Origin of the sequence: Exilibacterium tricleocarpae (assembly GCF_007004655.1) — a bacterium.
In the GTDB taxonomy this organism is placed as follows: domain Bacteria; phylum Pseudomonadota; class Gammaproteobacteria; order Pseudomonadales; family Cellvibrionaceae; genus Exilibacterium; species Exilibacterium tricleocarpae.
In genome coordinates, this window is record NZ_ML660092.1 from 33,400 (window position 1) to 55,784 (window position 22,385).

Annotated in this window: 14 protein-coding genes; 10 read left to right on the top strand and 4 right to left on the bottom strand. The window is 59.4% G+C overall.

The window, feature by feature from the left end; translation table 11 throughout:
* The first annotated feature begins 119 nt into the window (after positions 1-119).
* From FKG94_RS10300 to FKG94_RS10310, 3 genes are all read left to right on the top strand, one after another.
* Entirely contained in the window at positions 120-1,331 is a 1,212-nt protein-coding gene (locus FKG94_RS10300) for a XylR family transcriptional regulator (RefSeq protein WP_142904152.1), read from the top strand.
* A 54-nt stretch (positions 1,332-1,385) separates the two neighbouring features.
* Complete coding sequence (locus FKG94_RS10305; RefSeq protein WP_142904153.1) at positions 1,386-1,937, top strand: NUDIX domain-containing protein; 552 nt, start codon at positions 1,386-1,388, stop codon at positions 1,935-1,937.
* A gap of 68 nt (positions 1,938-2,005) precedes the next feature.
* Positions 2,006-2,737, top strand: a complete 732-nt coding sequence (locus FKG94_RS10310; protein WP_142904154.1) for a nitroreductase — start codon at positions 2,006-2,008, stop codon at positions 2,735-2,737.
* 290 nt (positions 2,738-3,027) lie between these two features.
* Here FKG94_RS10310 and FKG94_RS10315 read toward each other — a convergent pair whose 3' ends face one another.
* Positions 3,028-4,014: a phospholipase A gene (locus FKG94_RS10315; RefSeq protein WP_142904155.1), complete on the bottom strand. Its 987-nt coding sequence runs from the start codon at positions 4,012-4,014 to the stop codon at positions 3,028-3,030.
* Between the two features lie 620 nt (positions 4,015-4,634).
* Positions 4,635-6,275: a methyl-accepting chemotaxis protein gene (locus FKG94_RS10320; protein ID WP_142904156.1), complete on the bottom strand. Its 1,641-nt coding sequence runs from the start codon at positions 6,273-6,275 to the stop codon at positions 4,635-4,637.
* 76 nt (positions 6,276-6,351) lie between these two features.
* Here FKG94_RS10320 and FKG94_RS28730 point away from each other — a divergent pair, with 76 nt between their 5' ends.
* Positions 6,352-6,507, top strand: coding sequence for a hypothetical protein (locus FKG94_RS28730; protein WP_179957584.1), 156 nt, complete (start codon positions 6,352-6,354; stop codon positions 6,505-6,507).
* Between the two features lie 44 nt (positions 6,508-6,551).
* On the opposite strand, the gene FKG94_RS10325 is transcribed toward FKG94_RS28730, so the two are convergent.
* Positions 6,552-7,493: a glutathione S-transferase family protein gene (locus FKG94_RS10325; RefSeq protein ID WP_142904157.1), complete on the bottom strand. Its 942-nt coding sequence runs from the start codon at positions 7,491-7,493 to the stop codon at positions 6,552-6,554.
* A gap of 578 nt (positions 7,494-8,071) precedes the next feature.
* Between FKG94_RS10325 and FKG94_RS10330 the strand changes: the two genes are divergently transcribed.
* The 6 genes from FKG94_RS10330 to FKG94_RS10355 all read left to right on the top strand — a co-directional run bounded on the left by FKG94_RS10330 (position 8,072) and on the right by FKG94_RS10355 (position 20,980).
* Positions 8,072-10,588: a glycogen/starch/alpha-glucan phosphorylase gene (locus FKG94_RS10330; protein WP_179957585.1), complete on the top strand. Its 2,517-nt coding sequence runs from the start codon at positions 8,072-8,074 to the stop codon at positions 10,586-10,588.
* An 81-nt stretch (positions 10,589-10,669) separates the two neighbouring features.
* Positions 10,670-12,880: a 1,4-alpha-glucan branching protein GlgB gene (glgB, locus tag FKG94_RS10335; RefSeq protein ID WP_142904158.1), complete on the top strand. Its 2,211-nt coding sequence runs from the start codon at positions 10,670-10,672 to the stop codon at positions 12,878-12,880.
* 369 nt (positions 12,881-13,249) lie between these two features.
* A complete protein-coding gene (glgX, locus tag FKG94_RS10340; protein ID WP_142904159.1) occupies positions 13,250-15,529 on the top strand; it encodes a glycogen debranching protein GlgX in 2,280 nt (759 codons plus the stop codon).
* Complete coding sequence (gene malQ / locus FKG94_RS10345; protein WP_142904160.1) at positions 15,530-17,893, top strand: 4-alpha-glucanotransferase; 2,364 nt, start codon at positions 15,530-15,532, stop codon at positions 17,891-17,893.
* A gap of 98 nt (positions 17,894-17,991) precedes the next feature.
* Positions 17,992-19,299 (top strand): glucose-1-phosphate adenylyltransferase, encoded by a 1,308-nt coding sequence (gene glgC, locus FKG94_RS10350; protein WP_142904161.1) that lies wholly within the window; start codon positions 17,992-17,994, stop codon positions 19,297-19,299.
* 46 nt (positions 19,300-19,345) lie between these two features.
* The gene (locus FKG94_RS10355; RefSeq protein ID WP_142904162.1) at positions 19,346-20,980 is read left to right on the top strand and encodes an alpha-D-glucose phosphate-specific phosphoglucomutase; all 1,635 of its coding nucleotides are present in this window, start codon (positions 19,346-19,348) and stop codon (positions 20,978-20,980) included.
* A 46-nt stretch (positions 20,981-21,026) separates the two neighbouring features.
* On the opposite strand, the gene FKG94_RS10360 is transcribed toward FKG94_RS10355, so the two are convergent.
* Complete coding sequence (locus FKG94_RS10360) at positions 21,027-21,908, bottom strand: helix-turn-helix transcriptional regulator (protein ID WP_142904163.1); 882 nt, start codon at positions 21,906-21,908, stop codon at positions 21,027-21,029.
* Positions 21,909-22,385: the final 477 nt, after the last annotated feature.

Below are 22,385 nucleotides of genomic sequence, written 5' to 3' on the forward strand. Positions count from 1 at the left end.
CTTTGGTGCTATCGGCGGCACTTGCAATTATGAAATTCCGTAACGGATTTTCCGAATATCACTATTCAAATGCTGCCCGCTCTGGTTTTAAACTAACCGCTCAGCCGTGAGGTGTATCCATGCCCCAAAGCAGACTCAGCATTACCCTGTTGTTCAACGCCAACAAGGCCTACGATCGCCAGGTGATTGAAGGGATCGGGCGCTATCTGCAGGCGTCGAAGGTGGGCTGGGATGTGTACCTGGAAGAAGACTTCCATGTGCGTCTGCATAAGATTCGCGACTGGAAAGGCGACGGGGTGATTGCCGACTTTGACGATCCGGATGTTGCCGCGGCCCTCAGCCACAGCCAGGTGCCGGTCATCGCGGTGGGCGGCTCGTATATGAACGAGGACGACTACCCGCCTGTGCCCTATGTGGCCACCGACAACTACGATCTGGTAAAAACCGCCTACGCACATCTAAAACACAAGGGATTCGAACGTTTCGCGTTTTACGGCCTGCCGCCGCATCCGGGTAACCGCTGGGGCCGCGAGCGCGAGCAGGCCATGCTGGCATTGACCCAGGCCGACGGCTATGAGTGCCAGGTTTACCGGGGCCGGGAGACGGCGCCGCAGACCTGGCACTACACCATGAATCGCCTGGCCGACTGGCTGCTGCGGCTGCCGACGCCGATCGGCATTGTCGCCGTCACCGATGCCCGTGCGCGACATTTGCTGCAGGCCTGCGAGGAGGCCGAACTGCTGGTGCCGGATCGGGTCGGCGTGATCGGCATCGACGACGATGAAATTGCCCGCCATCTCAGCCGCATCAGTCTCAGCTCGGTGTCCCAGGGCTGTCGCGATATGGGCTATCACGCCGCGCGGCTGTTGCATCTGGCGTTGAGCGGGCGCGATATCGGCCGGCGGCGCTTATTGGTTCCCGCTACTGGCGTTGCTGCGCGGCAGTCTACGGATTTTAAAGCGCTGCGCCATCCCGATGTCATGCAGGCTATGCACTTTATTCGCCAAAATGCCTGCAAGGGTATCAAGGTCGACCAGGTGCTCGATTATGTCGGTGTCTCGCGGTCCAATCTGGAGAAGCGCTTCAAAGATGAGGTAGGGCACACGCTGCACCACGAAATTCACAACGCCAAGCTGGAAAAAGCCTGCCTGATGCTGCAGTCGGACAGTCCGGCGATTGCCGAGGTGGCGAATATCTGCGGCTACCCCTCGCTGCAGTATATGTACGCGGTATTCAAGAAGCATTTCGACGCAACGCCGAAAGAATATCGCCAGCGGGCTCTGTCCGGCCGCCCGCAGCCGCTGCACAGTGCCATTGACACTGGCGGCTAGTGGGATGGACATAGTACATTACCGGGGGCCCGGATTTCCTGTGAGGTAAGTGAAGTGACGGTAAAAAAGATCGGTGGCTGGCGGCAGACGTCGGCGACTGAAGTTTACGACAACCCCTGGATCAGGGTCACGCATGAGGACGTGATCACCCCGGCGGGCACGGCGGGCATCTACGGCGTGGTGCATTTCAAGAATCTGGCTGTGGGTGTGGTGCCGGTCGATGAGGAGGGGTTTACCTGGCTGGTCAGGCAGAGCCGCTATACGCTGGATGCGTACACCTGGGAAATTCCCGAGGGCGGCGCGCCCGTTAACGAAGACCCGCGGGCGGCGGCCGAGCGGGAGCTGGCCGAGGAAACCGGGTTGCGGGCGACCCACTGGGAGGAGCTGCTGCGGCTGCACACCTCAAACTCGGTTACCGATGAGTGTGCGGTGGTTTATGTCGCCCGCGGTCTCTCTCAGGGTGTCACCTGTCACGAAGATACCGAGGATATCGAAATCCGGCGCCTGCCGCTGACCGAGGCCATTGCCATGGCCATGACCGGCGAAATCACCGATGCCTTGTCGGTGGCGGCGCTGTTTAAGTTGGGGCTTGCCTGGAAAGAGTAGCGATAACGTGAGGGTCGATAAGTTGTGCCAGTTCTTTTAAGTAAGTGCCGTTAGGTACAGGTCCCGCTATGGATTTCAGTGCAGCCAATCAATCGCGTCGCAGTATTCGCGCTTTCTCAAAGCGGCCCGTGGAGCGGGACGTGCTCGGCAGAATATTGCGGCAGGCGCTCGAGTCCCCCAGTTGGTCCAACACCCAACCCTACCGCGTTGCCATAGCCCAGGGTGAATTGATCGAAACGCTGCGCGTCGAGTTGCCGCAAAAATTTTGGCGGATCAATGCATTGCGGCGTTCTGCCGGTTGGCAAAAACTCTTTGCCTGGCTGGTCAATAAAGATATGCCGGACGGCGACTTCCGGCCGGTGTTGAAGTATCCCGAGGAATTACAGCGACGCCGTTCAAGGACCGGTCTGGGGCTGTACGACACGCTGGGGATTGCCCGGCAGGATTACCGCGCCCGCGACGAACAAATGGCCCGCAATTTCAGTTTCTTTGACGCGCCCGTAGCGCTGTTTGTTTTTATGCATAAAGGGCTGGGGGTGTACAGTGCCCTGGATGCGGGTATTTTTTTGCAGACACTGATGCTGGCTGCCACCGCCGAGGGGCTCGGCAGTTGCGCCCAGGGTGCCCTGGCCATGTGGCGCTCGCCGCTGGAGCGTCACTTTGCGATTCCCGATGACTACCAACTGCTGTGCGGGGTGTCGCTCGGTTATCCGAGCGATGACAAGGTCAATCAGTATCGGCCGCCGCGCCGGGGGTTGGAAGAACTGGTGTTGCCGGCGCGGACGCAAAGTGATCAATGATACGCGGCCGCTGTCGATTTGGCTGATAAGAACCGGATATGCTTTGTTGGCTCTTTCAATCATATCGTCATTGGCTGAATTTTTGCCCGTCAACTTCTGGGAAACCGTTGGCGGGTGGTTGACCAATAGCGACGCAAATACTTTCTATAAAATTGTTCCATCTGAAAGTGGCGGGCTGAATTTTTGCATGGTTGCAGTCATTGGGGCTTTGCTTATTTTCCTCGGTAGAATAAATCTACGTCGTGGTCGGGATTCATAGCGTGGCCCCGACAGTGTTTTACGGCAGACTATCAAAACCAGTCGAAAATCAATATCCCCAGGCTTAAGCGGTTTACGGCGTGATTATAGTTCATCAGGCTCTCGCCGTAACCGTTGTAGTATTGCAGGTAGCCCTTAACGGCACCTTTGATGGGAAACGCCCAGGCCAGTTCCGCGCCGCCGCGGTTGTCGTCCCCGCGTAAGTTGTTGCGCAGCATAAAGCTGAGCAGGTGTTTGTCTTTTTTATAGGTAACCTGATATTCCCCGTAACCCATAAAATCGTCGATGTCGCGATTGTCGTCCTCATCCTCGTCCTCTGGAATTCGGTACCAGGGCTTGAGGGAAATAAAATAGTTGCCTTTGATAAAGTTGAATTGTGCATAAATCCTATTCCAGCTCCGCGACAGCGGCTCGGCCCGACCGTTGGACTGGTGTACCAGGCCGATATCTGTCTGCGCAAGTGTAAAGCCGAAAATGTCGATATCGGAGTAGTAACTCACAGATAACTCGGGGCTGTAGTTGGTTTCGCGAAACGGTGACGATTCGTCGCTGTTGTAGAGCTGCCACCAGGCGGTCTGCGTATAGCCCGCCCACAGGTCCCAATTGCCCCTGTACATATCGTCCCACAGCTTCACCTTGCCGCTGAGCTGGAATTTGACCTCGGTATTGTTGATTTCAGCACCGGGCCTGAGTAACTCCCAGAGTTCCTGGTTGGGTTTGTCATTGTAGGCAGCGGGAAGGAAGTAGTTGGCCTTGTAAGGTGTCAGTTCAAAGGTTTTTTGTTGATCGAAGTAGTTGGCAATTGTCGGCAAACTCATTCTGTCCAGGGAAAAGTCTGTCTTCTTCTGTGGTTTTTTACCGGTAGCCGGCGGCGGACCGGATTTTTGATCGGCTGGGCGCACATGGTCGTCATAGCAGGCCAGGCGCTCGCGGTCATCGGGGATGTCGCGACACTCGGACAATGCGAAGCTGCATGCCGCGTATAGGCTCAGTAATCCCGCAGACAGTGACTTAAGCATTTAGTCTCTCCGGTATGTATTCACGTTACATCATTGAAGTCGCTGCGCGCGGAGCTTCGGTGACCCAGCCCACATACCGTGCTAAACATTGCACTGGAATGTTGCGCTGTATATTGCAATAAGGGGACAGAAAAGCGGCGGAAATTTCCTGCAAAGCTGAGTTGACTGTAATGACTTCTACTTGCCTCCAGTCACATTCTCGTCATGTCTAACCAAATGTCTAACTGCATTTGACTGCGTTTAACTGCATTTAACTACATCCCATCACAAGCGCGTCTCGCTGTGGCGGAATGTTACCAGAATTCTGTGCGATTTCCATCATTCGAGTAAAGATATATGGAGATGAATTCGAACAGTGGCGGGATCATCAACGAGGAGGGGAGCCCGCCGCCGTCGCAGGGTTGCAGGCAGCCGGACGTAATGCTTTGATCTGCTTGACGGCGACCATCGTCGATTGTCGTAGACCCCAACGGCAGGGGACAAAACAGCAGTTGTGTTCACATGCGGGTTTGCCCTGTTGTGCCAGCTTTGCCCGGCGGTTGTGTGTTGCCCCAATCGGGACAGTTGCTATTGGCTTCTCCTGCCGCTCACGAGCACCGGCCAAACCTTGTATCCAAAAATCAGGCGCTCAATTTAAACTGGGCTACCAATTCCCCCAGCGATATGCTGAGTTCTTCCAATTCCCGGCTTGACAAGGAAGTATTTTCAATTTCCTCATACGACTGATTGGTTAACGTAGCGATCATCACGATACTTCGATCGATTTCAGCGGCGACAGCGGATTGTTCTTCAGCGGCACTGGCGATCTGAATACTCATATCAGAGATGGCTGTGATAGAAGAAACAATACTGGTCAATGACTGCCCGGCTTCTTCCGCTTTTGACACGGTTCTTTCTGTCGTATTTTCACTGTTGCTCATCGCCTTGACCGCTTCGAGGCTACCGGATTGCAGGGACTCAATCATCGTTTGGATTTCTGTGGTAGAGGATTGCGTTCGGGCCGCGAGCGTGCGAACTTCATCGGCGACGACGGCAAAGCCCCGACCTTGTTCACCGGCCCGGGCCGCTTCGATAGCGGCGTTGAGAGCGAGCAGGTTGGTCTGTTCGGCAATACTGCGGATGGTCTCCAATACGGAGGATATTGACTGGGTGTGGTTGTTCAGGTTGTCGATAACCTGGGCCGCCTGGTTAACCTCCGATGCCAGCGAGTTCACAGAGGCCGTGGCCTCCACCACGACGGTATTGCCGCTATCCGCTTCGCGGTTGGCCTCCGCCGCGGACTCGGCGGCAGAGGCCGCATTTTTGGCTATCTCGTTCACCGTGCCGACCATTTCCGTCATCGCGGTGGCGACAGCCTGTGATTCTTTTTGCTGTTGCTGTATGGAATCCCGGCTGCGCTCCATCGACTGTTGTAAGCGCGATGCCGCTTGTTCCAGCGGTTGGGTGGCTTGTTTGACCTGGATAATGGTTTTATCGATTTTATCGACAAAAGCGTTGAAACTGGACGCCATGGAAGCTACTTCGTCGGAACCCGTCTCGTCTAAACGCTGGGTTAAATCACCGTCACCTGCGGCGATATTATCCAGGGCGGCCGACGTCCGGGCGATGGGGGTAATAATGGTGCGGGTCAGCAGGAGTGTGAGTATTGCGACCAACAATACGATAACGACACCGATAGTGATCGGCACGGGCGCCGCTTCCCAATAGGCCGTATTGACATCGGCGATATAGACGCCGGAGCCCAGGACCCAGCCCCAGGGTTTGAATCCTTTCACATAGGATATTTTATCGGCAGGTTCCTCTTTTCCCGGCATCGGCCACATATAGGGCACGATTCCGGCCCCCTGCCTTTTTACGACTTTTACCATTTCAACAAAGAGACGTTTACCTTTGGCATCGGTATTGGTGGAAAGATCGGCATTGTTCAGTTCCGGTTTAATCGGATGCATAATCATTCTGGGGTGCATATCCTGAATCCAGAAATAATTATTACCGTCATAGCGCAGAGAGGATATCAGTGACTTGGCCGCTGCCTGGGCCTCTTCCCGGCTTAGCTCACCGGATACCTCCAGCGCATGGTAGCGTTCGAGGGTGCTATAGGCGACGTCAACCAGCAGCTCGGTATTTTGGGACTTGGTTTCCAGTAACGCCGCATGGAGTTGGGCCAGACCCTCGAGTATCACCAACAGCAGACCGGTTGTCACAATACCGAGCTGCAGCCACAAGCGGGTCTGGATACTGAGCTGGCGAACTAGGTACATAGTGGCTCCCTGTTTCACGGGTAGACGAAAAGTGGCGCATCTGGCACCTCCTGCTAAAGCTTAGCAAAGGGCCGGGATGTCTACCAAAGATGTGGAAGCGGTCGAGAAGTCAGGGCCTGAAGGCGAGGCGCGCCCCCGCCGAGGAGGGCGCTTTAGCGGGCTGCCGATACCCGGCGGTCGGATCTTTACCAACCGCCTGGCTTTGCGACAGCGCTTTGGCAGTGGGGACTGAGTGCCGCAGGAGGCGGCGCTGTTAAGTCAGGTATCAATCGGCACTCACACTGCCGCCACCTGATATCCCACTCGGGGAAAATGTACGATCACGGCGCCGGCGCGATCGTCTTGGCGGCGCACGGCGATCTCATCGAGCCTGGCGATCACCAATTCGCCCTCCACCGGGTCCTGGCGGGTGTCGGCCGGCATCACGCTGACGCGGGTGCCCGCAGTCAGGCCCTGGTTGTCGCACCACTCGCCGGCATCGCAGTCGGCGCCGCAGTCGCTCGCCTCTGCCAGTGCCTCGGTGCTGCTCATCGTTGCTGCGCCGGCTTTACCGGCTTTGCCAAACGCCGCCATTTTGGCCAGCCAGCCCTGCAGGTGCGGGTAGGCATCCAGCATCGGTGCCACCCCCGGGTTGCCCGCTATAAACCAAACGCAGTGATAGAGACTGAAATCCGGCAGCGCCGGCTGCGGTCCCAGCAGAAACGTTGACCCGCCGGCAAGCTGCTGTTCGAATTGCGACAGATAGACCGGCAGCAGCACTTGGGCTTTTTCCGGGGTTGCCGGCGGTGTGGCGGCGTTTTTACGCATGGCCATGCGATCGGCCAGCAGAGCCTGCAATCGATCTTCGGGTACCTGTTGCTTTAGGGCCGCCATACCGGCGGGGGAAAACACGCTGGCGACACTCAACTCAAACACCTGGGCATCTATCCACTGGGCCATGATATTGGCGCTGGCCTCCTGGCCCGACGGAATCAGCGCCCGCTCCGGCGCCCGCTGGTCCAGAACCCTGGCCATCAGGCGGGTGTCGCAGTAGATATGTGAGCCGATTTGCAGCACCGGCGTTTTACGGTAGCCGCCCGTGAGTGCGGTGAGGTCGGGTTTCGGCATGATCAAAGGGATCAGGACACTGCGGTAAGGCAGCGCTTTATAGCCCAGGATGGCGCGAATCTTTTCGGCGAAGGGAGAGGCGGGGTAGTGATGTAGAATAAGGTCGCTCATTGGGGGGCTCCGGGTCGTAAACGTCGCCTGATACTACCGTTAGATGTTGTCGGCAAACACTTGTTTTTACTGATGGTTGACTATAGAAGTGGGTGATATTGAGTGACTCCGGCGGGGCTTCTGCCCAATTCTGTATGAATCCTTGCTATAGTTGCAGGCTAATAAATCATATAAAATCCGGCGCCGAACAGGAGGTTGTGGTGATGCTTGCGACCTCCGTGGTCTGCTGCCGCAGATGACTGCCGGAGCTTGCACAGAAATTGCTAAGGAATTACCAAAAGATTACCAAGAAATTATTGAAGAAGGCTGGAGGGCTGCGCAGGAATGGCGAGGAGACTGCGAAGAAACTGCAGGGGGTCTGAAGAAAAACAGCGGGGACGTTTCGTATAGCCTGATGCTTAATCACAATCTGGCCCCGACAACGTCAACTGATACCAGTAAGCGAGATAACGGCGTCCGGAGGTCGTTTGTGTGGTCCCTCCACTCTATATCTCTGAAGGTCCGGATGCGCCCCAAAACAGTGCTGTGGGAGCGGTGCCCGCCGCGTTACAGAAACAGATGATTGGACGAGTGACTGAATGAGTACCGATAGCAAACCCGCTTCTACCCCGGCTGGCGATCGCACCATGCCGCCGGTGCCGCCGCTGGGGATGGATGCCGCCAGTCTGGCGGAGGACTTTCACCACCACTACGAACTGACGTTGGGCCGTGACTGCCGGCGCCCGGTTTACGCCTACGATCTCTACCAGGCCCTGGCGCTGTGCCTGCGGGACCGCCTGGTGGAGCGCTGGAAGGCGACACTGGCGCTCAGCGAGGCGCCCGACACGCGCTGCGCCTATTATCTGTCCATGGAGTTTCTGATGGGAAGGGCGCTGGGCAACGCCGCCCTTAACCTCGATTTGACAGAGACAGCCGCCGCCGTATTGCGCGATCACGGCCTGCAGTTGGAGGCATTGGCGGAGGCGGAACACGATGCCGGTCTCGGCAACGGCGGCCTCGGGCGCCTGGCGGCCTGCTTTCTCGACAGTTGCGCCACCCTGCAATTACCGGTGGTGGGTTACGGCCTGCGGTATGAATACGGTATGTTTCGCCAGCATATCGTCGACGGTGAGCAGGTGGAGGAGCCGGACCACTGGCTGCGCGACGGCAACCCCTGGGAGCTGGAGCGCCCGGAGCGGGCCCGGCGGGTCCAGTTCGGCGGGCGCTGTGAATTTCATCGCGATGCCCGCGGCCGCCAGCATGTGCGCTGGATCGACTCGCACGATGTGCTGGCCATACCCTACGACACACCGGTGCCCGGTTACCGCAATACCACGGTCAACACCCTGCGTCTCTGGAAGGCGGCGGCCACTGACGAATTCGATTTCAACGAGTTCAATGCCGGGCGCTATTCGGAATCCGTGGCCGCCAAAAATGCCGCGGAAAATATTACTACCGTTCTCTACCCGAACGACGCCAGTGAAAACGGCAAGGAGTTGCGGCTGCGCCAGCAGTACTTTCTCGCCTCGGCCAGCCTGCAGGACGTGCTCGCGCGCTGGCGGGACAACCACGGCAGCGACTTCAGCCGCTTTGCCGAGCTTAATTGCTTTCAACTAAACGACACCCACCCGAGTTGTGCGGTGGCGGAGTTGATGCGGTTGCTGATCGATGAGCACCAGTTGGAGTGGGACCAGGCCTGGACCATCACCACCGGCACCATGGCTTACACCAACCACACGCTGCTGCCCGAGGCGCTGGAAAGGTGGCCGGTAGAGTTGTTTAAACGGCTGTTGCCCCGCTTGCTGGACATTATCTATGAAATCAATGCGCGGTTTCTGTCCCAGGTAGCCGAACGCTGGCCCGGCGATGCGGAGCGGTTGCGGCGCATGTCGCTGATCGAGGAGGGCGATTGGCCGCAGGTGCGGATGGCCTATCTGGCGATTGTCGGCAGTTTTTCCGTCAACGGTGTGGCCGCGCTGCACTCGCAGTTGCTGCAACAGGGTTTGTTCAATGATTTCTATCAGTTGTGGCCGCAGCGCTTTAACAACAAGACCAACGGTGTGACCCAGCGTCGCTGGCTGGCCGGTTGCAACCCGGCCCTGAGCGGACTGATCACCGCAACCATCGGCGCCGGCTGGGTGCGCAATCTCTCCCAACTGCAGCAGTTGCGCGCCTACGGCGACGACAGTGAGTTCCAGCAGCGCTGGCACAGGGTCAGGCAGGAAAACAAGCGGCGCCTGGCGGAGCTGGTACAGGCCGAGTGCGCCGTGACATTCGACAGCGCCGCGCTGTTCGATGTGCAGGTCAAGCGCATTCACGAATACAAGCGCCAATTACTCAATGCCCTGCATATCGTGCACCTCTATGACCGCATCAAGCGCGGCGCGGTGGACGACTGGACGCCGCGCTGTGTACTGATCGGCGGCAAGGCGGCACCGGGCTATTTTATCGCCAAGCGCATCATCAAATTTATCAACAACATCGCCGCGGTGGTCAATGCCGACGCGGCGGTGGGCGATCGGCTGAAAGTGGCGTTTTTGCCGAATTACCGGGTATCGACCATGGAGACTATCTGTGCCGGCACCGATCTGTCCGCACAGATATCCACTGCCGGCAAAGAGGCTTCGGGCACCGGCAATATGAAGTTTATGATGAACGGCGCCGTCACCATCGGCACCCTCGACGGCGCCAACGTGGAAATACTCGAGGAAGTGGGTGAAGACAATTTCTTTCTCTTCGGCCTCACCGCTGCCGGTGTTGAAGCTGCCCGCCAGGGCTATGATCCGCAGGCGCTTATTGCCGCCGATGCCGATCTGTCCCGGGTGATGCAGCGGTTGCGCGACGGGGAGTTCGATAGTGGTGAGGCAGGCATTTTCGACCCCCTGATCGCCGCCATTACCAGTCCCCATGACCCCTGGATGGTGGCGGCGGATTTTCGCGCCTTTGTCGACGCCCAGGTGTGTGCTGCTGCGGCCTACCGGGACCGGGCACGCTGGACGCGAATGAGTATAATGAACAGCGCCGCCAGCGGCCGCTTCTCCACCGATCGAACGATGGAAGAATACAACCGGGATATCTGGCGACTGCGGTCGATGGGGGACGTCGATGGCTTGTAGGGCAGCGGTGGCAGTTCAGCGCCGGCAATATACTGCCGCGCACCGTGATCATGCTCAGTCAGTCGCACAGCGGGAGAATCAATGTCAGTAATACCCAGTAACGAAGCGATCCAGGCCATCAACGGCGCCAGCCACCGGGACCCCTTCGCGGTTTTGGGCATGCACGGCGACGGTCCGGGCGGCACGCTGGTGGTGCGCACCTTCCAGCCCGGTGCCGAAGAGGTCGCCGTATTACATGCCGACAGCGGCAAGACCGTGACGGTTCTCGAACGGGTCGATGACAGCGGCCTGTTTGCCAGGGCCCTGGGGCGGCGCAAAACACCTTTTCCCTACCGGCTGCGGGTGGTGGATGCCGCCGGCAGCCGGGTGATCGATGATCCGTACCGCTTTCCGGTCCTGTTGAGCGATCTCGATATTCATTTGTTTGCCGAAGGCACCCACCTGCACCTATACCGTAAGCTCGGTGCGCACCCGCGCACTATCGACGCCGTGGCCGGCGTGGCTTTTGCCGTCTGGGCGCCCAATGCAGAACGGGTGGCGGCGGTCGGTGAGTTCAACGGCTGGGACGGGCGCCGCCACCCCATGCGCCTGCGCCACGACTGCGGCATTTGGGAGCTGTTTATCCCCGGGGCGGAGCCCGGCCAGCTCTATAAATATGAGATCAAAGGACCCTGCGGCGAGTTGTTGCCGCTGCGGTCCGATCCCTTCGGCGCCCATGCCCAACTGCGCCCGGATACGGCATCGGTCATCGAATCCACCGAGGTGTTCAACTGGAGTGATCAACCCTGGATGGAGTCGCGAGGGGCGCACAATGCCCGCGATGCCGCGATGACCATTTACGAGGTGCACCTCGGGTCCTGGCGGCGGGTGCCGGGGGAGGGGGACCGCTTTCTCACCTACCGGGAACTCGCCGAGCAATTGGTTCCCTACGCGAAGGACATGGGCTTTACCCACCTGCAACTGATGCCGGTCAACGAGCATCCGTTTGACGGTTCCTGGGGTTATCAACCGGTGGGGCTGTTCGCGCCTTCCAGTCGCTTTGGCCGCCCGGAGGATTTTCAGTATCTGGTGGATGCCTGCCACCGCGCCGAGATCGGCCTGCTGATCGACTGGGTGCCGGGACATTTTCCCACCGATCCCCACGGGCTGGCGCAGTTTGACGGCACCCATTTGTACGAGCACGCCGATCCGCGCCAGGGTTTTCACCCCGACTGGAATACACTGATCTATAACTACGGGCGGCGCGAGGTGTCGAATTTTCTGCGCAGCAATGCCCACTTCTGGTTTGACCGCTACCATGTAGACGGCCTGCGGGTCGATGCCGTCGCCTCCATGCTCTACCTGGATTACAGTCGCGAGGAGGGCGAGTGGATTCCCAATCCCCACGGCGGCAACGAGAATCTGGATGCGATCGATTTTTTGCGCCGGGTCAATGAAGAGGTCTACCGCGAATACCCGGGCGCTTTCACCGTGGCCGAAGAATCCACCGCCTGGCCCGGTGTGTCGCGCCCGACCGACGGCGGCGGGCTGGGGTTCGGCTACAAGTGGAATATGGGCTGGATGAATGACACCTTGTCCTACATGAGTCGCGACCCGATACATCGTGTTCATCACCACAACGAAATGACATTTGGCTTGGTGTACGCTTTCGATGAAAACTTTGTGCTGCCGCTGAGCCATGACGAGGTGGTGCATGGCAAGGGTTCGCTGCTCGGTCGGATGCCCGGGGATGAGTGGCAGAAATTTGCCAACCTGCGCGCCTATTTCGGTTTTATGTGGACGCACCCGGGCAAAAAGCTGTTGTTTATGGGGGGCGAATTCGCCCAGGGGCGCGAGTGGAACCATGAGGCCAGCCTCGACTGGCATCTGTTGGATATCCCCCTGCACGCCGGCGTGCAACGGCTGGTGCGCGACCTCAACCACCTCTACCGCCGCACCCCCGCACTCTATCAGTGCGACTGCGAATCCTGCGGGTTTGCCTGGCTCGACCACCTCGATGCCGAGAGTTCCATTTTCGCCTATCTGCGGTTTGGCTACGAGGGCAGTGCGCCGGTGGCGGTGATCAGTAATTTTACGCCGGTGCCCCGCCACGGTTACCGCCTGGGGGTGCCGGCCGCGGGTTATTACGCCGAGCGCCTCAATACCGATGCCGCCGTGTACGGCGGCAGCGACCTGGGCAATGCCGGCGGCCTCCATGCGGAGCCGCTGCCCTGGCAGGGGCAGCCGCAATCGCTGTTGATTACCGTGCCGCCGCTGGCGACCTTGGTCTTCGAGTTGCAGCACGCAGGGTAAGTGCTAACGACACGGCGGTTGTTTCGTCGGGTGATGGTCGGAAAAAAGGGCCGTTGGCGATGGACTCGGGAATAAATAATGTGTAGTAAATGGGTGAAGACGAACGGCAACTACTTGAGTTAAGCGAAGATGTGCCAATTGATCGGTCTACCTTTGGATGGGGCGTTCAGAAACACGTTGTAAATCCATCCCTGGAAACTTCACGGCAGCATCACTGCTGCCGAGAGTTTCTGAACGCCCCATCCAAAGGCAGACCTACCCGAAGTATTCTTAACTAATACGACCGGGGCAGATCGGTAAACCTGTGCACGTTCTCTTGGCTGCCATTCGGGTCAGCAATAGAGTGAAGCCATTGAAAGGACAAGTTTAATGGGAATGCGTGTTTGGCCGGGCGAACCCTACCCCCTCGGGGCGACCTGGGACGGCCGCGGTGTCAACTTTGCGCTTTTTTCCGCCAATGCCAAGCGGGTGGAGCTGTGCCTGTTTGACCGCAACGGCCGGCGCGAAGTGGAGCGGGTGACGCTGGAGGAAAATACCGACCAGGTCTGGCACGGTTACCTGCCCGATGCCCAGCCGGGCCTGCTCTACGGCTATCGGGTACACGGCCCCTACGAGCCGCACCTGGGCCATCGTTTCAATCACCATAAACTGCTGCTCGATCCCTATGCGCGACAACTCAAGGGCGCCCTGCGCTGGTCGAATGCGCACTTCAGTTACCGGGTCGGCAGTTCCCAGCAGGACCTGTCGTTTGACCGGCGCGACAGCGCCCACTGCATGCCCAAGTGTGTGGTGGTGGACCCGGCGTTTACCTGGGGTACCGATGCCCACCCGCGCCGGTCCTGGTCCGAGTCGATCATCTACGAGGCCCATGTGCGTGGCTATACCATGCGCCATCCGGATGTGCCGGAGAACCTGCGCGGCACGTTTACCGGCATGACCCAGCCGCGCATCATCGAGCATTTGCAGGCGCTCGGCATTACCGCGGTGGAGTTGATGCCGGTGCACGCCTTCGTGGACGATCGCTTTTTGGTACAGCGCGGGCTGCGCAATTACTGGGGTTACAGCAGTCTCGGTTTTTTCGCGCCGGAGCCGCGCTACCTGTCCACAGACGATCACACCGAATTCAAGCGCATGGTGGCGCGCTTTCACGACGCCGGCATCGAGGTGATTCTCGACGTTGTCTACAACCACACCGCCGAGGGCGACCATATCGGTCCGACGCTCAGCTTTCGCGGTATCGACAATGCCTCCTACTACCGCCTGCAGCAGACCGACCGGCGTTTCTATATCAATGACACCGGTTGCGGCAATACCCTTAACCTGAGTCACCCGCGGGTGTTGCAGATGGTCATGGACAGCCTGCGTTACTGGGTCAACGATATGCACGTGGACGGCTTTCGGTTCGACCTGGCCTCCATTCTCGGGCGCGAGGATTACGGCTTCGATCCCGGCAGCGGTTTTTTTGATGCGGTGCGCCAGGACCCGGCGCTGGCGCGGGTCAAATGGATCGCCGAGCCCTGGGACATCGGTCCGGGCGGCTATCAACTGGGGCACTTCCCGGCCGGCTGGGCCGAGTGGAACGACCGCTTTCGCGACTGCGTGCGCCGCTACTGGCGCGGTGACCAGGCGATCTTGCCGGAACTGGCCAAGCGCCTGCACGGCTCCAGTGATATCTTTGAACACGGCGGTCGCCGGCCCTGGAGCAGTATCAACTTTGTCGCCTCCCACGATGGCTTCACGCTGGCGGACCTGGTCAGTTACAAAGAGCGCCACAACGAGGCCAATGGCGAGGACAACAAAGACGGGCACCAGGCCAATCACAGTGAAAACTACGGTCAGGAAGGCCCCACCGCCGACCCGGCGTTGCGGGCGTTGCGATTGCAGCAACAGCGCAATATGCTGGCTACGGTGTTCCTGGCCCAGGGCACACCGATGCTGCTGGCCGGCGACGAAATGGGTAACAGCCAGGCGGGCAACAACAACGCTTACTGCCAGGACAACGATGTCGGTTGGGTCAATTGGGATACCTTCGGTGACAGTGCCGAGCAGTTGCGGGGCTTTGTCGGCGAACTCAGCCGCCTGCGGCGCGACTTTCCCGTGCTGCGGCGCGCCTGGTTTCAGCACGGCAGCGCGGTGTCCGCGGCCACCGGTTTTACCGATATTCAATGGGTCGGGCCGAACGGCGGGGTCATGGGCAAAGAAGAGTGGCATCAGCACGATTCGCGCTGCCTGGGGATGTTGCTGGCGGGCGATGTTGCCGCCGGCAACAGTGCCCCGGCACCGACGGACGATTCACTGCTGATTGTCTTCAACGCCCACGCGCGGGCGCTGCCGTTCCAGATGCCGGAAGTGTCCGGTCACTGGAATTGCCGCCTCAGCAGCGCCGATCCGAACCTCGGCGATAAACCCACCCGTGTTGCGAGCGAGGCGGTTTACGAAGTGCCGGCGAAATCGGTGCTGGTGTTTGTCCTGCACCTGGACGTGCAGACGCGTCCCGAGGAGGAGCAGCCTCCTGGTGCGGCCGCCGCCAGCGCCGATGACAGGATCACTGAGAAAAATGTTGCCGCGCAGGTTGTAACAAATGCCGCGAAAGATGTCGTAACAGATATCCCCACGACAGCTGAAGAAGCTGACAGCAATAGCGAGTGATTGAGAACGGAAGGTCCCCGATGCGACCTCAATAGCCGCGGGCCAAAAACCCGCAAGTGGAACCCCAGCCACGGCCTGGATGCCCCCGGCGCGCAACTTGAGCAGAGTTATGGCGATAGTGAGAATGACGGCCGCACCACCATCTGCACCACCCCCTGCAACCCGCCGGCAGGGTTCTGCCGGGGTGAACGTATGAGTGCCCTGGAGCGCCTGGCGGCGCTGGCGGGTATCGAACCGGCCTATCACGATATCTGGGGCGAGCAGCACCGCGCTGATCCACAGACACAGCGGGCACTGCTGGCGGCGATGGGATTTGCCGTGGCCGATGAAAACCAGGTCGCCGCCAGTTTGCAACAGCTCGAAGAACTCGAGTGGCGGCGGGTGTTGCCGCCGGCGGTTATTGTCGCCGCCGAGCAGGCGCAGCCCGAGGTGCTGCTGGCACTGCCGGAGGCGGCGCAACTGGGTGCTGTCGAGGTGGTGTGCGAAGACGGCGGCAGCCGGCCCGATCCGCCGGCGGCAACCCTGCGGCTGCTCGGCACCCGGGACATCGACGGCTGCAGTTATCGCCGCTATGCCCGCTCCCTGCCCGGCCAACTGCCGCCGGGTTACCATCGACTCAGCGTAACCTACGAACTGGCGGGCCGCGCCGCGCACGCAGCCACCACCCTGATCGTTGCACCCCGGCAGTGTTACGGGCCCGCTGATTTCGATGGCGATCGGTTGTGGGGGCTCGGGGCCCAGCTCTACGCCCTGCGCAGCGACCATAACTGGGGCGTTGGCGATTTCAGCGACCTGAATGAATTGGTGGCGCGGGCGGCGCGGGCCGGTGCCGCGGCGGTGGGTGTCAATCCGCTGCACCCGCTGTACCCCGGTGATCCGGAAATCTGCAGTCCCTACTCGCCCACCAGCCGCTCGTTTCTCAATACCCTCTATATCGATGTGACAGCGGTGGCGGATTTAGCCGGCTGTGCCGCGGCCAACGACCTCCTGGACAGTGCCGAATGGCAGGCGCGGCTGGCACGGCTGCGCGCCGCCGGGCAGCTCGACTACGGGGCGGTGGCGGCCTGCAAGCAGCGTCTGTTGACGCTGATCTACGCCGGCTTTTGTGAAACCGACTTGGGTCAGGACACGCCGCGGGGCCGCGCGTTTGCCGACTACTGCGCCGCCCGGGACCCGGCGCTGGAACGGCTGGCGACTTTCGACGCCCTTTACGAACATTTTTGCGGGCGCGACGGCGGCCGGCGCTGGCAGCAGTGGCCGCCCGAGTTTCAGCAACCGGATACGGCCGCGGTAAAGTCATTTGTCGCCGCACATAGCGACCGCGTCAACTACTTCAAGTACCTGCAGTGGCTGGCGGAGGAGCAACTGGCCGCCGCCGCCGCCACGGCTGCGGCCATGCCGGTGGGGTTGTACCTCGATCTGGCGGTGGGCTGCGATGCCGGCGGCGCCGATGTCTGGGCGGCGCAGGACCTTTATGTGCGCGACACCTGCATCGGCGCGCCGCCGGATCAGTTTTGTGCCGCCGGCCAAAACTGGGGACTGACCCCGATCAATCCCTACACGTTACGGGAGCAGGGGTATGCGCCGTTTATTGCGCTGCTGCGCGATAACATGCGTTATGCCGGCGCCCTGCGCATCGATCATGTGATGGGTCTGATGCGCCAGTTTTGGGTGCCGCCCGGTCAGTCGGCCGGCGCCGGCCTTTATATCAACTTTCCGCTGCAGGATTTACTGCGCATCATCGCCCTGGAATCGCAGCGCGCTCGCTGTGTGGTGGTGGGGGAGGATTTGGGCACGGTGCCGGAAGGGTTTCGCGACACCATGGCCGAGGCGGGGATTCAATCTTATCGGGTGCTGTATTTCGAACGCTGGGACAACGGCTGGTTCAAACGCCCCGATGCCTATCCCGGCAACGCCGTAGTTACCGTGTCGACCCACGACCTGCCGCCGCTGGCCGGTTGGTGGAACGGCTGCGACATCGCCTGCCGGCAAGAGCTGGGCCTTTACGAGAAGCCGGCCGACGCCGACCGCGAGCTGCGCCACCGCACTGGTGATCGCCACGCGCTGGTGGATGCGCTGGTCGATGTCGGGGCCTTGCCGCCGGACACGAGCGTCGATGACCTGCCCCTTGAGACACTGCTCAGTGCCACCCAGGCGTACCTGGCGCGCACGCCGGGCTGGTTGCAGATGATTGCGCTGGAAGACGCGCTGGGCGTTGAACAGCAGACGAATTTACCCGGTACCATTCACGAGCACCCCAATTGGCGGCGGCGCCTGCCGGTGCCGATAGAAACCATTTTTGGGACTGCCAATCTGCGCGCGCTGTTACTCGGCGTCGCCCATGAGCGGTCGCTTGCGGGTTGAGAGTTACCCACTCGGTTGTCGTCCAGGTGACGCCGAGCGGTCAGACGAAACTGCAGTTGTGAGCAACTGCGGTAGTTCCCAACCGGGGAGGCTTGAGCATGTCCACAAATACGTCCACAACCATCTCTACAAGCACGTCAGATACACAGAGAGACCCGCGCTTCGTCAGCCGCCTAACCCGCGACACCCTCGCGTTGATTCTCGCCGGTGGACGGGGATCGAGGTTACACGAACTCACCCAGTGGCGCGCCAAACCCGCCGTTTATTTCGGCGGTAAGTTTCGCATCATTGACTTTCCGCTGTCCAACTGCGTCAACTCCGGCATCCGTTGTATCGGGGTGCTCACCCAATACAAGGCGCACTCGCTGATTCGCCACCTGATGCGCGGTTGGGGCGATTTTCGCGGTGAATTGGGCGAATTCGTGGAAGTGTTGCCCGCCTCTCAACGCACTTCCGAGAGCTGGTACAGCGGCACTGCCGATGCCATTTACCAGAACCTCGATATCATCCGCCGGCGCATGCCCAAGTATGTGCTGGTGCTTTCGGGCGATCATATCTACAAAATGGACTACGGTCCGCTGCTGGCCCACCACGTGGAGAACGGCGCGGATATGACCGTGTCATGTCTCGAGGTACCGCTGGAGGAGGCCAGTCAGTTCGGCGTCATGACCGCCGATGCCGACGGGCGGGTGGTCGGATTTGACGAAAAGCCCGAGCAGCCGCAGCCGGTCGCCGGCCGCGATGATGTGGCCCTGGCCTCGATGGGCAATTATGTTTTCAACACCGAGTTTCTCTACCAGCAACTGATCAAGGATGCCGACAACCCCAACTCCAGCCGCGATTTCGGCAACGATATCATTCCCACCCTGCTGGACGATCACCGCGTGTTTGCCTATTCGTTTCGCGACCCGGTCACCGGCGAGCAGGCCTATTGGCGCGACGTCGGCACTGTCGATGCATTCTGGCAGGCCAACCTGGAACTGGCGGACGTGACGCCGCCGCTTGATATCTATGACGGCGATTGGCCGATTCTCACCTATCAGGCGCAGTTGCCACCGTGCAAATTTGTGTTTAACGATGAAGACCGGCGCGGTATGGCGACAGATTCCACTGTGTCCGCCGGTTGCATTATTTCCGGCGCCAAAGTGCATCACTCGGCGCTGTTTTCGAAAGTCAGGGTGCACTCCTATTCATTGGTGGAAGATTCGGTGTTGCTGCCCGAGGTGGAGGTTGGTGAGAACTGCCGGATCCGCAAAGCGGTTATTGATCGCGGCTGTAAAATACCGGCGGGAACCGTCATCGGGGAGGACGCCGAGCAGGACAGTAAGCAATACCGCGTCAGCGCCAGCGGCGTGGTACTGGTAACGCCCGATATGTTGGGCCAGCGCATGCACGTGCATCGTTGACCCGGCGGGGGGTTTATTTTTTAAGAGGGTTTTGGGGAGTAGTGTAATGAATATCACCACGGTGGCGACACAGCCGTTTACCGATCAGCGCCCGGGTACCTCGGGGCTGCGAAAAAAAGTCGAGGTTTTCCGCCAGCCTCATTACCTGGAAAATTTTGTCCAGTCCATCTTTGATGCGGTGGACGGCTATCGGGGCCAGACCCTGGTCCTCGGTGGCGATGGCCGCTTTTACAACCGCGAAGCGCTGCAGACGATTCTCAAAATGGCCGCTGCCAATGGTTTCGGGCGAGCTTTAGTGGGATTGAACGGTATTCTCTCCACGCCGGCGGCATCCTGTGTGATTCGCAAGCACCGCGCCTTTGGCGGCATCATTCTCTCGGCCAGTCACAACCCCGGCGGTCCGGCGGCCGACTTTGGTATCAAGTTCAACACCGGCAACGGCGGGCCGGCAGCGGAGAAAATTACCGAGGCTATCTATCGCAACAGCCTTGCCATCGACGAGTACCGCAGCTGCGACGCCGATGACATAGCGCTGGATCGTATCGGCAGCGCACGGGTGGGGGAGATGGCGGTTGAAGTCATCGACCCGGTGGCCGATTACACCGCTTTGATGGAGCAGTTGTTTGACTTCGAGCGCATGCGCGCGCTGCTGAGCAGTGGCGAGCTGTCGCTGTGCTTCGATGCCATGAATGCCGTTACCGGTCCCTATGCGCGCGAGATTCTTATCGAGCGTTTGGGCGCGCCGGCCGGCAGCGTGATTCGTGACCGGCCGCTGGCGGACTTTGGCGGCATCCACCCCGACCCCAACCTGGCCCATGCCCGGGACCTGGTGGCGCGTATGAACGGCCCCGGCGCGCCGGACCTGGGTGCCGCCTCGGACGGCGACGGCGATCGCAATATGATTCTGGGCGCGAATTTTTATGTGACCCCGAGCGACAGCCTCGCCATTATGGCGGCCAATGCCCACCTGCTGCCGGGTTATGCCGCCGGCATCGCCGGGGTGGCCCGCTCCATGCCCACCAGCCAGGCGGTTGACCGGGTCGCCGATACCCTGGGTCTGCCGTGTTTCGAAACACCGACCGGCTGGAAATTCTTCGGCAACCTGCTCGATGCCGGCAAGATTACGCTGTGCGGCGAGGAAAGCTTCGGCACCGGCTCCGATCACGTGCGGGAAAAAGACGGCCTCTGGGCAGTGCTGTTTTGGCTCAATCTGCTGGCCGTGCGCGGTGAGTCGGTGGCGGCGGTGGTGCGCTCTCACTGGCGGCACTTCGGACGCAATTACTACACAAGACACGACTACGAGGCCCTCGACAAAACACTGGCCGAGACCCTGATGAACGATCTGAAAGCGCGCCTGCCCGAGTTGGTAGGCGAGCGTTTCGCGGCGGGGCAGGTTGAGCAGGCCGACGACTTCAGTTATCGCGATCCGGTGGACGACACTGTCAGCAGCGGGCAGGGTGTGCGCATCCTGTTAGCCGGCGGGGCGCGCATCGTCTTCCGCCTGTCGGGTACCGGCACCGAAGGCGCGACGCTGCGGGTTTATATCGAGCGGTTGGAAACCGATGCCACCCAACACGAGCAAGACCCCCAGATCGCGCTGCAAGGTTTAATCGATCTGGCCGATGAGATAGCCGCTATTCGGCGCCGCACCGGTCGTGCCGCGCCTACTGTGATTACTTGATTTTTGACACCGGCACTTACTGCAGTGATCGGCACTGTGGTAGATACTACGAATACTTGATAAGCCCGAGCTTTATCGCCTTTTTTATGGCACCTATGGTGGTTTTGGCATTAAGGGCTTTTTTGGCAGCGGCGACGTGCTGGTTGACAGTGATTGGGCTGACACAGAGTTCTTCAGCTACCTGCTTCATCGTAAAATCATTGTTGGCTAAAGTGCTCAGCACCAGCAGCTGTTTTTTCGTCAATTTAGTGGCTTCGGTTTCCTGTGAATACTGTTCGTCCTGCGGGGAATGCCGCGCAACAGCGCTGTCGATGAACTCACACAAGACTCGCAACGTGGGTTTATGGACGGCGGCCCTGGCTCGGAATTCTATTGGCGCCGCCGGTTCGTAGTTTTTCGCTCCGCTGTTGCGTTGAGAGACGATCAGCACCGCTTTACTGTTTTCCCGGCAGGAGTCCAAGGGCACGCAGTAGCTGTCTAAATAGCCAAATGTTTGATTGAGTTCGTAGATCTTTTGATTGGCACGGAACAAATCGACATCGTAGGGGGTGTCATAGGCGACGCTGTAAAGCTCCGACATAAAAATAGGACGCTCGTTCCCCGCGACGTAGTGGACTAAAAAATCCTTGCTGAAATAGTTGTTGGCGGCATATTTTTCTGTCAGCGCGGCGGGAAAGGTGGTTAACGGAATGTGATAGCCCGCACTGTCTATTCGCATAAAGCTGTAATCGGAAAAGTTCATTTTATTGAGGATTTTTTGTATCGATAGATGCAGCTCTTCCATATCTTTGGTCTGATGTAACTGCGGCAGGTACTGTTGCGGACTATAAGTATCTGTCGCTTCGACGTTTGCGCCGGTTTTTTCCTGTTTGCTTAACGTTAATTCCTGCCAGGGGCTTTTTTGTCTGGATGTGAATTGAATGGACATTTGCCTGCCTCACCTGTTTAGCGTTAACCAGAAGTCATCCACTTATAACCCGGATGTTGCCGAGGTGTCGGGTTAAACCTGCGGATTATTGCCAATGCCCCGCGCTTTTTCTTTTTACCTGGCTTGAAGGCCGAGTTTGACCCGTTGGTCCCGGCGCAGTAACTCAATGTACCGATGAGCACCCGACCCTGCACTGAAAAGAGTCCGGGAGCTGGATTTCACTGCTGTCGCTGCAGGGGGTTGTCGGCTGGTCGGCCTGTGATCAAACGCTCAATTTGCTGCCAGGCTTTGATATCAGGCTTGGGCCCCGAGCTTTGACAACAGTGCCGAATTTGATTCCGCGAACAGGGAATTTCTGTTGTAGTTGTCAACCTCAACCTCAACCTCGTGCTCTGCGCCGTTCTCCACTCTGGTCCGAGTTGAGAAAGGCAACCGGTTTCCCTCGCTTATCAGGACACCAGGTTTGCCGGTACACCA